12 protein-coding genes are annotated in these 12,517 nt (G+C 41.6%); 7 read left to right on the top strand and 5 right to left on the bottom strand.

All coding sequences use genetic code 11. The features are described from left to right. The first annotated feature begins 101 nt into the window (after positions 1-101). A complete protein-coding gene (gene folB, locus CYK18_RS08585) occupies positions 102-914 on the top strand; it encodes a dihydroneopterin aldolase (protein ID WP_101786150.1) in 813 nt (270 codons plus the stop codon). 150 nt (positions 915-1,064) lie between these two features. Here the strand turns inward: folB and CYK18_RS08580 are convergent, their stop codons facing one another. Further along, entirely contained in the window at positions 1,065-1,382 is a 318-nt protein-coding gene (locus CYK18_RS08580; protein ID WP_000886035.1) for a DUF960 domain-containing protein, read from the bottom strand. Positions 1,383-1,619: 237 nt separating this feature from the next. Between CYK18_RS08580 and ccpA the strand changes: the two genes are divergently transcribed. After that, on the top strand, positions 1,620-2,630 hold the full coding sequence (gene ccpA, locus CYK18_RS08575) for a catabolite control protein A (RefSeq protein WP_101786148.1): 1,011 nt from the start codon (positions 1,620-1,622) through the stop codon (positions 2,628-2,630). Between the two features lie 53 nt (positions 2,631-2,683). Here the strand turns inward: ccpA and CYK18_RS08570 are convergent, their stop codons facing one another. Next, complete coding sequence (locus CYK18_RS08570) at positions 2,684-3,646, bottom strand: asparaginase (protein WP_101786146.1); 963 nt, start codon at positions 3,644-3,646, stop codon at positions 2,684-2,686. A gap of 65 nt (positions 3,647-3,711) precedes the next feature. On the opposite strand from CYK18_RS08570, the gene CYK18_RS08565 reads away from it, so the two are divergent. Continuing rightward, on the top strand, positions 3,712-5,100 hold the full coding sequence (locus tag CYK18_RS08565; RefSeq protein WP_101786144.1) for a Cof-type HAD-IIB family hydrolase: 1,389 nt from the start codon (positions 3,712-3,714) through the stop codon (positions 5,098-5,100). 34 nt (positions 5,101-5,134) lie between these two features. Here the strand turns inward: CYK18_RS08565 and CYK18_RS08560 are convergent, their stop codons facing one another. Then, a complete protein-coding gene (locus tag CYK18_RS08560; protein WP_000079148.1) occupies positions 5,135-5,587 on the bottom strand; it encodes a universal stress protein in 453 nt (150 codons plus the stop codon). Positions 5,588-5,748: 161 nt separating this feature from the next. On the opposite strand from CYK18_RS08560, the gene CYK18_RS08555 reads away from it, so the two are divergent. The 4 genes from CYK18_RS08555 (at position 5,749) to CYK18_RS08535 (ending at position 9,899) form a co-directional block, all read left to right on the top strand. Then, positions 5,749-6,042, top strand: a complete 294-nt coding sequence (locus tag CYK18_RS08555) for a hypothetical protein (RefSeq protein WP_180948036.1) — start codon at positions 5,749-5,751, stop codon at positions 6,040-6,042. A gap of 261 nt (positions 6,043-6,303) precedes the next feature. After that, complete coding sequence (locus CYK18_RS08545) at positions 6,304-7,518, top strand: pyridoxal phosphate-dependent aminotransferase (RefSeq protein WP_000666455.1); 1,215 nt, start codon at positions 6,304-6,306, stop codon at positions 7,516-7,518. Between the two features lie 144 nt (positions 7,519-7,662). Continuing rightward, entirely contained in the window at positions 7,663-7,797 is a 135-nt protein-coding gene (rpmH, locus tag CYK18_RS08540) for a 50S ribosomal protein L34 (RefSeq protein WP_000831905.1), read from the top strand. 137 nt (positions 7,798-7,934) lie between these two features. Continuing rightward, on the top strand, positions 7,935-9,899 hold the full coding sequence (locus tag CYK18_RS08535) for a peptide ABC transporter substrate-binding protein (protein ID WP_101786143.1): 1,965 nt from the start codon (positions 7,935-7,937) through the stop codon (positions 9,897-9,899). Positions 9,900-9,991: 92 nt separating this feature from the next. Here CYK18_RS08535 and CYK18_RS08530 read toward each other — a convergent pair whose 3' ends face one another. Both CYK18_RS08530 and CYK18_RS08525 read right to left on the bottom strand, forming a co-directional pair. Beyond that, complete coding sequence (locus CYK18_RS08530; RefSeq protein WP_101786141.1) at positions 9,992-11,836, bottom strand: APC family permease; 1,845 nt, start codon at positions 11,834-11,836, stop codon at positions 9,992-9,994. A gap of 300 nt (positions 11,837-12,136) precedes the next feature. After that, complete coding sequence (locus tag CYK18_RS08525; RefSeq protein WP_101786139.1) at positions 12,137-12,469, bottom strand: helix-turn-helix domain-containing protein; 333 nt, start codon at positions 12,467-12,469, stop codon at positions 12,137-12,139. Positions 12,470-12,517: the final 48 nt, after the last annotated feature.

Genomic DNA, 12,517 nt, shown 5'->3' with positions numbered 1-12,517 from the left:
TGTTTTGAGCAGACTGCGGCTAGCTTCCTAGTTTGCACTTTGATTTTCATTGAGTATAAAAAGAATCCGCTTCAAGCGGATTTTTCGAGAAAGGAATCATTATGGATCAACTGCAGATTAAGGATTTGGAAATGTTTGCCTATCATGGTCTTTTTCCTAGTGAGAAGGAATTGGGGCAGAAGTTTGTCGTTTCCGCAATCCTATCCTATGATATGACCAAGGCGGCGACAGATTTGGATTTAACGGCTTCTGTCCATTATGGAGAACTGTGTCAGCAGTGGACGACATGGTTTCAGGAAGCGAGTGAGGACTTGATTGAAACGGTGGCCTACAAACTGGTAGAACGTACCTTTGAGGCCTATCCTATTGTCCAAGAAATAAAGCTGGAACTGAAAAAACCTTGGGCGCCAGTGCATTTGCCACTAGATACTTGCTCAGTAACTATTCATCGTCGCAAGCAACGAGCCTTTATCGCCCTAGGAAGCAATATGGGAGATAAACAAGCAAACTTGAAACAAGCCATTGACAAACTGCGAGTTCGTGGCATCCATATTCTCAAAGAGTCCAGTGTCTTAGCGACAGAGCCTTGGGGTGGAGTGGAGCAGGATAGCTTTGCCAATCAAGTGGTTGAGGTTGAAACCTGGTTGCCCGCTCCAGTTCTATTAGAGACCTTGTTAGCCATTGAGTCAGAGATGGGACGGGTGAGAAAAGTACATTGGGGGCCTCGTTTGATTGATTTGGATTTGCTCTTTGTGGAGGATCAGATTCTTTATACAGACGACCTCATCTTGCCTCATCCCTACATAGCTGAACGCCTTTTTGTCCTTGAGTCCTTACAGGAAATTGCGCCTCATTTTATCCATCCTACATTAAAGCAACCTATCCGCAACTTGTATAATGCTTTGAAAAAATAGAAAAAACTCTAGTTTTCAGTCACTTGCAACTGAAGGCTAGAGTTTTTATACTCTTCGAAAATCTCTTCAAACCACGTCAGCGTCGCCTTACCGTACTCAAGTACAGCTTGCAGCTAGCTTCCTAGTTTGCTCTTTGATTTTCATTGAGTATTAAAATAGGTCATTTTCTTCTGGGAGGAGGATAGTCTCTCTACCATCCATATCTAAAACCAGAACTCTCGGAGGATAAAGAGGGTCAAAGGGATGGTTAAAATCAAAATCAATGGCTGTAGGGAGATGTTGACTTGAGAAGTGGAAGGTAATTTTTCCTTGGTTATTGAGCAATTGAAACTCAAGTTCTTCTTCCAATTCAAAGACATTTTTTAAGAAATGGTCGATGATATACCAAAAAGAGTCAATGACATCATCAGGCAAGCTGGTAACAATGCCAAAACTAGCTGACCGCATGTGGGTATTGGTAAAAGCCATATTTCTTCCCCCTTTCTTTTCCCTTATCATACAGCAAATAGGATTAAAAATCAAGAAAAGGTGATTTTTTCTTCATAAACATAGCTTTCTATGAAATTTTTTTCAAACAATCTTCAAAAAATACTTGAAAGTGTTTACAAATAGTGATAAAATGGAATAAGTGGAATCATGAAAACGAAATTTTCATACCGTCTCTTTTTTGGAGTCTCGTGAGGTATGATATAGAAAGGAAATGGAATGAATACAGACGATACAGTAACGATTTATGATGTCGCCCGTGAAGCAGGAGTTTCAATGGCGACGGTTAGCCGTGTAGTCAATGGCAATAAGAATGTAAAAGAGAATACTCGTAAAAAAGTGCTTGAGGTGATTGATCGTTTGGATTACCGTCCAAATGCTGTGGCGCGTGGTCTTGCAAGTAAAAAGACAACCACTGTCGGTGTGGTGATCCCAAATATTACCAATGGTTATTTCTCAATGCTTGCTAAAGGGATTGACGATATCGCTGAAATGTACAAGTATAATATTGTCCTTGCCAATAGTGATGAGGATGATGACAAGGAAGTTTCAGTTGTCAATACCCTGTTTTCTAAGCAAGTGGATGGTATCATCTTTATGGGATATCACTTGACTGAAAAAATTCGTTCAGAGTTTTCTCGCTCTCGGACACCAGTTGTTCTTGCAGGAACTGTGGATGTAGAACATCAGCTTCCAAGTGTCAATATTGACTACAAACAAGCTACGATTGATGCAGTGACCTACCTTGCTAAAGAAAATGAGCGCATTGCTTTCGTTAGCGGTCCACTAGTGGATGATATCAATGGTAAGGTTCGTTTGGTTGGCTACAAGGAAGCCTTGAAAAAAGCAGGTATTTCTTATAGCGAAGGATTGGTATTTGAATCTAAATACACTTATGAAGACGGTTATGCCTTGGCAGAACGCTTGATTTCATCAAATGCAACTGCAGCAGTTGTAACAGGTGATGAGTTGGCAGCAGGTGTTTTGAATGGCCTTGCTGATAAGGGTGTGTCAGTACCAGAAGAATTTGAAATCATTACTAGTGATGATTCGCAAGTCTCACGCTTTACCCGTCCAAACTTGACAACTATTGCCCAACCTCTCTATGACCTTGGTGCTATTAGTATGCGTATGTTGACTAAGATTATGCACAAGGAAGAGTTGGAAGAACGTGAAGTTCTCTTACCTCATGGTTTGACAGAACGTCGTTCAACACGAAAACGTAAATAGAAAAAATCAGGGAATCGTGAAGATTTCCTGATTTTGCTTTCTGGAGAAGAGACTTAGCCTTCCATATAGTCTTTCAAAGCCTGCCCTGTTAGTCCGGCATTGAGGGCAATGAGGAGTTTCAAGCGAGCTTTTTGGGCATTGAGTTCTTTAACAAAGAAGACACCAGATTTTTGCAACTGCACGCCCCCACCTTGGTAGGCATAAACAGGTTCCGCAATACCGTTAAAGCATCGTGATACCAGGGCGACTGGGATTCCTTTTTGCAGAAGGTTTTCTAATTTTTGAGCAGTTTCTTTGGGAATATTACCAGCTCCGAAGGCTTGGATAATCAAGCCGTCCAATTGTTCCAAATCCAGCATATCAATCAGCTCATCTGTCATACCTGCATAAGCCGAGATGATAGGGACTAAGCCTTGTATGTGATCAAGGTCAAAGCGAACACGAGGTTCAGCTGTTTTGAAGTAGAGGATTTCCCGCTTCGTAATCAGACCAAGTGGCCCATGTGTTGGGGTCTGGAAGGTGCCGACGTTGGTCGTATGCGTTTTGGTAACATACTTGGCAGCATGAATTTCATCGTTCATAACAACCAAAACTCCTTTATCAGCAGCTCTGTCATCGCTAGCTACCCGCAAAGCACTCAGATAGTTATAAACGCCATCACTACCAAGTTCGTTGGAGCTGCGCATGGCACCTGTTAGAACGATAGGCATATGGGGAACTTCCATGGTATCAAGGAAATAGGCTGTTTCCTCTAAAGTATCGGTCCCGTGTGTGATCACCACTCCATCGTAGTTATTCGCTTCCTCTTTGATTTTTTGGTAGAGGGACAGCATATGCTTGGGCTTGATATGGGGGCTTGGTAGATTAAAAAAGTCTAGGGCGTGGACTTGGATTCCTTCAAGAGGATTGGACACATGGTTCATGGGATTATCTGAACTCGTCACAACAGCGCCAGAAGCATCGGCTTGCATGGAAATAGTTCCGCCCGTATGTAAAACAAGGATTTTCTTAGGCATGATTTACTCACTCTTTCTGAAATGTGGTATAATCATTGTATCACAAAAGGGGAGATTGGGATAGGATGGAAGTCAAAGCTGTTTTTTTTGATATCGATGGAACCTTGGTCAACGATCGCAAGAGTGTTTTGAAATCCACTAAGGACGCGATTAAAATCGTCAAAGAACAAGGGGTACTTGTCGGCGTAGCGACAGGACGAGGACCTTTTTTTGTTAAGGAATTGATGGACGATTTGGATTTGGACTTTGCGGTAACCTACAATGGCCAGTATATCTTTACTAAAGACAGAGTCTTGTTCACGAGTCCTATTTCCAAGTTACATTTGCGTCAGCTAATTAGCTATGCTAAAAAAGAGGGTAAAGAGATTGCCCTAGGGACCAAGGATGCCATGCTGGGTTCTAAAATCATGTCCTTTGGTCTGGGTTCTTTTTCCCAACGAATCAGTCGCTTCGTTCCCTCTGTTTTAACTCGGACGGTGAGTCATTCCTTTAATCGTATGGTCAGCAAGGTTGTTCCCCAAAAGGAAGAAGACCTGCTTCATCTAATGAATCAGCCTATCTACCAAGTCTTGATGCTGATGACGCCAGAAGAATCTGAGAAGGCGGCAGCTGATTTTGAAGACTTGAAATTGACACGTAGCAATCCTTTTGCAGCGGATGTCATCAATCAAGGAAATTCTAAATTGGAAGGTATTCGTCGAGTTGGGAAAGAATATGGCTTTGATCTCAACCAAGTCATGGCCTTTGGTGACTCAGATAACGACCTAGAAATGCTGGCGGGTGTCGGTATGTCGGTCGCTATGGGAAATGGTAGTAGCAGTGTCAAGGAAGTTGCCAAGCACATCACTACCAGCAATCAGCAAGATGGAATCCACAAGGCCCTGGAACATTTTGGTGTTCTGGCCTCAGAAAAAGTCTTTGTCAGCCGTGACTATCATTTCAATAAGGTCAAGACCTTCCACCACATGATGGATGAACGAACCCAAGAAGAACCTCGAGCTTGGGATTTAGAAGGTGCAACCCACAGGGCTGGCTTTAAAATAGAAGAATTGGTGGAGTTTGTTCGGGCTGCCAGCCCTTCGGAAGAGGACTTTGGTCAAGCTCTATCGCAACTTCATCAAGCTCTTGATAAGGCAGCAGATAAAGTAGCTAAGAAGACGCCTGCCCAGCAAGATTTGGTGGGCCAGGTGGATGCCTTGATTGACACGCTTTACTTTACCTACGGTAGTTTTGTTTTGATGGGGGTTGACCCAGAACGTATTTTTGATATTGTTCATCAGGCCAATATGGGGGAAATTTTCCCAGATGGCAAGGCTCATTTTGATCCAGTGACTCACAAAATCTTAAAACCAGATGATTGGGAAGAAAAATATGCTCCAGAACCTGCTATTAAAAAGGAACTGCAGCGCCAGCTCAAGGCTTACGAACGCCATAAAGAGAGAAATAAACAGTAAACAAAAAGGAGCTCTGAGCTCCTTTTCTTGGTAATTATAAGGTTTTTTCTTGTTCTCTCACCACCAGCAAATCGACCTTAGCATGGCGGAGAATGTATTCAGATGAAGAACCGACCAAGAGGCGTTCAAAGGCGTTGAGACCTGTTGCACCAACGAGGATGAGGTCCACTTCCTCAGCATCGGGAATAGTACGTGCTAGTAGGGTCTTTGGATTTCCCATTTCAATGACAATATGAACATCTGCCACCCCAGCATCTTTAGCACGTTTTTCGTACTCTTTCATCAGACTTTCAGCGTCGACTTGGAGTTCTTCGTAAACTTCAGCATCAAAGGTGGATACGCTTTGGAGAGCGCGTGTGTCAATGACATGTGCGATGGTGAGTTTAGCATCGTTTCGTAGAGCAGAATGAACTCCCTTGACAAAAGCCAAGTCCGCTTCTTTAGAACCATCGATTGCGACCATGATATTTTGGTAACGTTGTGCCATAATGAAACCTCCTGAAATTTTCTTACTATTATTGTAAACCTTTTCACTATAGAAGTAAAGCAAAAAAAGTATTTTTCAAAAGAATGTTAGCGCTTAAAATCTATATAAATATATGATAAAATAAAAGAAAGGATAGCAGGAAAGAAGTGAAGGGAGGGATAATGATGAAAAGCTCTTTTCAAAAATCAAATTTCCTTTATTATGGAATTATCCTAGTTTCAGTCTTGCTAGAAGTTATCATGATCTGGCAATTAGAGAGTCTGGTACCGTTTCTTTATCCAGGTTTTATCGGCTTTTTAGTCTTTCATGTACTCTACCATCTAATTTTATTCCTAGTTGCAAAACGAAGTGGGCGTTGGGATTACTTGATGATATGGGGACTTTTTCTCATGTTCAATCTTCTTTATGACTCCTTTTTAAGCTTGCTTTTTCTAGGTTTATCTTTTGGTATGTGATGTGACTTTCGCAAAATACCTGCTATCTCCCCTGTTTGCCCTCGCTTTTAGCGAGGCTTTTCTTCTATACGAAACTAGTAACACATTTCATACTCTTCGAAAATCAAATTCAAACCACGTCAACGTCGCCTTGCCGTACTCAAGTACAGCCTGCGGCTAGTTTCCTAGTTTGCTCTTTGATTTTCATTGAGTATCAGTAAACTTGTCGCATTTTCTTTCTAGTGGTATAATGTTACTATCCTGATGAATTGAGGAAACAAGATGAAAGAATATAACAAGTCTAGTAAGTTAGAGCATGTTGCTTATGATATCCGTGGTCCTGTTTTGGAAGAAGCCATGCGGATGCGAGCAAATGGAGAAAAGATTTTACGTCTGAATACAGGAAATCCAGCAGAATTTGGCTTTACAGCGCCAGACGAGGTCATTCATGACTTGATTATGAATGCGCGTGATAGTGAAGGTTACTCTGACTCAAAAGGGATTTTCTCAGCCCGTAAGGCCATCATGCAGTATTGCCAATTGAAGAAGTTCCCAAACGTGGATATTGATGATATCTACCTTGGAAATGGTGTCAGTGAGCTGATTGTCATGTCCATGCAGGGGCTTTTGGACAATGGAGACGAGGTATTGGTGCCAATGCCAGACTATCCTCTCTGGACAGCCGCTGTCAGTCTTGCTGGGGGAAATGCCGTTCACTATATCTGTGATGAAGCTGCAGAATGGTACCCAGATATTGACGATATCAAGTCAAAAATTACTTCCAATACTAAGGCGATCGTCCTTATCAATCCAAATAACCCAACTGGAGCCCTTTATCCTAAGGAACTCTTGTTGGAGATTATTGAGATTGCCCGTCAAAACGATTTGATTATCTTTGCGGATGAAATCTATGACCGCATGGTTATGGATGGACATGTGCATACGCCTGTGGCTAGTTTGGCACCAGATGTTTTCTGTGTCAGCATGAATGGTCTATCAAAATCTCACCGTATTGCTGGTTTCCGTGTGGGTTGGATGGTTTTGTCTGGACCTAAGACACATGTCAAAGGCTATATCGAAGGGCTCAATATGCTGTCCAATATGCGCCTTTGTTCTAACGTTTTGGCCCAACAAGTTGTACAAACTTCCTTGGGTGGCCACCAATCAGTTGATGAATTGCTCCTTCCTGGTGGACGAATTTACGAGCAAAGAAACTTCATCTACAATGCCATTCAAGATATTCCAGGTTTGTCTGCGGTTAAACCCAAGGCGGGACTCTATATCTTCCCAAAAATCGACCGCAATATGTACCGTATCGATGATGATGAGCAGTTTGTCCTTGATTTCTTGAAGCAGGAAAAGGTTCTCTTGGTTCATGGTCGAGGCTTTAACTGGCAGGAACCAGACCACTTCCGTATCGTTTACCTTCCTCGTGTTGATGAACTAGCCCAAATCCAAGAAAAAATGACTCGATTCTTAAAACAGTATCGTAGATAGGGCTTACATTCGAAAAAGCTGGAAACATTTGCCTAGAGCTATTGACAAAAGTGAAAGAATCAGATAGAATAGTAAAGTATGTTTAGTAACTGATCACTTTATAGCCGGCTAAACGAATACAAAATCTATGAGGAGGTATTCATCGTGAAACGTACTTATCAACCAAGTAAACTTCGTCGTGCGCGCAAACACGGATTCCGTAACCGTATGTCAACTAAAAACGGTCGTCGCGTATTGGCAGCTCGTCGTCGTAAAGGACGCAAAGTTTTGGCTGCATAATCCAAACGAACTATAACAAAAATCAGTAGGAACTCGAGTCTACTGATTTTTATTTTTGTAAAAAGTTCAAAAAGGCTTTATATTTTTGCTCAAATGGTGTATAATATTTCACATACTGTAAAAAATGGAGAATAATCATGAAGAAATCAAAAGTTATGCTTTTTGGAGCTATGGCTTTGACAGCAGGTCTAGCTCTAGCGGCATGCGGGTCATCCCAATCAAGCAATGCAGACAAGACATACTCTTATATCTTTGTCAGCAACCCTGATACCTTGGATTACATTACCTCTACACGAGACTCTACATCTAGTATCACAACCAACTTGATTGATGGGTTGTTGGAAAATGACCAGTATGGCAATCTCATTCCCTCTATGGCTGAGTCATGGACTGTGTCAAAAGATGGTTTGACTTACACCTATAAGATCCGTCAGGGGGCTAAATGGTACACTTCTGAAGGAGAAGAGTATGCGGATGTGACGGCTCATGACTTTGTGACTGGTCTCAAGTATGCGGCTGATAAAAAGGCTGAAAACTTGTACTTGGTACAAGACTCTATCAAGGGTCTAGCAGACTATGTTGAAGGGAAATCATCTGATTTTGGAACTGTTGGTGTTAAGGCGGTGGATGATTACACGCTACAATACATTCTCAACCAACCTGAGACTTACTGGAACTCTAAAACGACAGCAAGTATCCTTAATCCTGTAAATGAAGCTTTCTTGAAGTCTAAGGGAGATGACTTTGGAAGTGTGACACCATCAAGTATCTTGTCAAATGGTCCTTACTTGTTTAAGTCCTTCACATCAAAATCTTTGATTGAGTTTGATAAAAACCCTAACTACTGGGATAAGGATAATGTCAAAATTGAGAAAGTGAAACTTTCTTTCTTTGATGGTTCTGACCAAGACAGCATTGCAAGAGGTTTCTTGGATGGTAACTATACAGATGGTCGTATTTTCCCAACAAGTTCAGTATTTGCTGAACTCAAGAAGGGAAACGAGGACAAGATTACCTATACACCACAAAACTCAGTTACTTTCTACTATCTTTTCAACGTTAATCGTCAAAGCTATAAGCAGACTATGAAACAGTCTGATAAGGAAAAGACAGATTCACGCGCAGCTATGCAGAATAAAGATTTCCGTCAGGCTATCAACTTTGCCTTTGACCGTCATGCTTATGCAGCACAGACAAATGGTGAAGATGGAGCAGACCGTATCTTGCGTAACACAGTTACACCAAGTAACTTTGTCCAAGTTGGCGATAAGAACTTTGGTGACATTGTCAATGAGAAAATTGTCAACTATGGTAAAGATTGGGCAAATATCAACCTAAACGATGGTAAGCAAGCCTTCTTGAATCCTGAAAAGGCCAAAGAGAAGTTTGCGAAGGCCAAAGAAAGTCTGCAAGCTCAAGGAGTAACCTTCCCAATTCATTTGGATATGCCAGTTGACCAGACTGCTAAATTAGATGTGCAACAGGCTGGATCTTTCAAACAAACAGTGGAAGAAACTCTTGGTAAGGAGAATGTAGTCATTGATGTTATCCAACTTTCTCCAGACGAGAAGGATCAAGCTACATTCTTTGCAGATACAGCAGAACAAAAAGACTACGATATCGACATCTCAGGATGGGGTGGAGATTACTCAGATCCGAAGACTTACCTAGCCATCCTTGATCCAGAGACAGGTTCTCAGTTGAAAAACATGGGCTTGTCTGAAGGAAAAGACAAGGAAGTCAAGGACAAGATTGGTCTTGCTGACTATAAGAAACTCTTGGATCAGGCAGATGCGGAAATCACAGATACTCAAGCTCGCTATGAAAAATATGCTGAAGCCCAAGCTTGGTTGACAGATAGTGCCCTCTTCCTACCAGTTCAAAGTGGTGGAGCCAACCCAATCTTCCGTAAGACTGTACCGTTTACAGGCCCATTCTCATTCGTTGGGCACAAAGGAGATTCTGACAACTACAAATATGTTGAATTGCAAAAAGAACCAGTAACTGCTAAACAGTACCAAGAGCTCTACGAAAAATGGCTAAAAGAAAAAGCTGAGTCAAATAAAAAAGCTCAGGAAGATTTAGCTAACCACATTCAATAATATGCCTAGTCATGCTTTTCAGTTAAGCATAGTGACAGGATTCAGAAAAAAGTCCTTACCAGAAGCTTCTTAGTTTTGGTAAGGACTTTTCTTTATTCTTTTAAGTGATAAGAGTAGCTAGCGACAACGACGTCTTGGTGCCAACGAAGGGCGTATTTGAGTTTGAGACTCATCTGATTGTGCAGGATATTCTGCCAAGGTTTATTAGGGATAAACTGGGGGACGAGGACAGTGACTGTATAGTTCTTTTTCTGAGCGTCCTCGGAAACCCGTTTGACATACTTGATAGTAGGCGTGATGATGTCGCGGTAGCTAGTCTTGATGTTTTTTAGAGTAATGGTTGGGAAGTAATCAGCAAATTCTTGGAGAATTTCTTGATCTTTTTCTGCTGTTTCCTTAGTAGAAATGTGCATGGCTAAGACTTCATCACCGATACTTTGAGCGTAGTTAATGGCTCCAACACTTACACGGGTGACATTCCCTACTAGGACGAGAACTAGATTTCCATCGTAGGTACGTTTTTCGATGCCTTCATAGAGTCGCAGTTGTTGGGCCACTTTTTGGTAATGACTGTGAATTGCCAAGAAGAGTAGGGTGAGTACGAGAATAATTGGGAAGAAAGGCCAGATATCACTGAGACGGAAAAAGAGCAGGATCAACACGATAGCGTAGCAAATGATTGCCCCAAGGATATTAGCAAGAGCAGGTTTTAAGAAGTCGGTCCCTTTTTCCTTTTTCCAATGACGAATCATCCCAGTCTGAGATAGGGCGAAGGGAACGAAGACCCCGATAGTATAAAGAGGAATCAAGCGTTCGGTGTTGCCATTAAAAATGAGAAGAAGAATCATAGCCCCAAAAGCCAGAGTTAAAATTCCATTGGAGTAGCCTAGCCGGTCTCCTTTTTCCATAAAGAGATGGGGCATGTACTTGTTTTTAGCCATATTGTAAGCCAGCATAGGGAAGGCCGAAAAGCCAGTATTTGCAGCTACGGCCAAAATCAAGGCTGTGGAGAATTGGAAGATATAATAGCCAAGGTGACCCAAGAAGGAATTACCAAGGATGCCTTGAGCCATCTGTGAAAGAATAGTTTCTCCGTGTTGAGGCATGATCCCCATCCAGTAGTTTAGGAAGGTGATACCAGCAAAAAGAAAACCTAAAATCAGTGACATAATGGTCAAGGTTTGAGCGGCATTCTTTTCTTTTGGAGACTTGAAAAAGGGAACGGCATTTGAAATAGCTTCAACCCCTGTCAGAGAGGCAGAACCACTGGTAAAGGCTCTTAGAATGAGAACGATAGACAGACTCGGTACAGCATGCCCGATAGGAGAAGTTGCCTGATAGCTGAGAGAGCCTGTCATTAGTTGAAAGATTCCATAGAGTAAGAGAAAGACAGTACTGATGATAAAGAGATAGACAGGAATCATCAGTGAACTGGCAGATTCTTTCACCCCCCGTAAATTCAAGAGCATAAGCAAGCAAACTAGAAAAATGGAGATGTGAAGGTTGTAAGGGTGGAGGACAGGGAGGGCTGCTGTGATAGCATCAGCTCCAGATGATACCGATACCGCCACAGTCAGCATGTAGTCAACCAGCAGACTACCTCCAGCGATCAAGCCTAGCTCGGGAGATAGATTTTCTCGAGTAACCATATAGGCCCCTCCTCCTTGAGGATAGGCATGGATGATTTGACGGTAGGAAACGGTCAGGCTGGCCAGAAGTAGGAGGACAAAAAGGCCGATAGGAAGACTCCACCATATAGCAAGAGGAGAGAGACTAGCCAAGACGAGGACTACTTGCTCAGGCCCATAGGCAATGGAAGATAGAGCGTCGCTTGATAACATGGCTAAGGCCTGCATTTTTCCTAGCAGACCTCTCTCGCCTTCTGTTAAGGACTTAAGAGGACGACCGATAAAAGTCTGTTTTAATTTTGTAAACATTGTATTTTCCTTTTCTGAAAATTTCAATAAGTGCTATTATACTGCTTTGGAAAAATAGCGTCAAGAGACGACGATGGATTTTAGAATATTTTTTACAGATGAGGAGAGAGGTCAGTTTTTTTGCTATAATAGAAGATAGAAAACGAGGTTAGAAGAGATGATTTTTGATACACATACTTAGAGTGTTTGGAGTACAGTTTAAGGACACATGACATTATAGAGACACAAATTAACCATAAAACTAACCAAAGGAAAGATAAAGTAGCATACAAAAAGAGGAATTCATTGAGAGTTCCTCTTTTAATCTATATTTTTGACAATTTCATTGAACAAAGAAATGATTTTTAATTTTTTTGTGTGTGATAAATCTGAGATGTTGTCAATCAATGTAGTGATGGGGACGGAATTATTTGAAAGTGGGAAATTAAAGAAGTCTTCTACGGTCATGCCTAAAGCTGTAAGAACCTTTTCAAGTGTGTGTATTTTAAAATCGTATTTCATATTCTCTATGTTTTGTATTGCCTTAACACCTAGTCCGGCTTGATTAGATAATTGTTCTTGGCTAAGATTCTGTTCTTTTCGACATTCTCTTATACGCTCTGCTATGTATTTTTGTAATTGATTAGCTTCCATCCGTAATTTCCTCTTTTGTACTATTCTACTATCCTTTATATGATTTTT

Source organism: Streptococcus mitis, from assembly GCF_002860865.1.
Classification (GTDB): Bacteria; Bacillota; Bacilli; order Lactobacillales; family Streptococcaceae; genus Streptococcus; species Streptococcus mitis_AT.
Note: the sequence above shows the minus strand (reverse complement) of the source record. Positions and strands in the feature narration are given on the sequence as shown.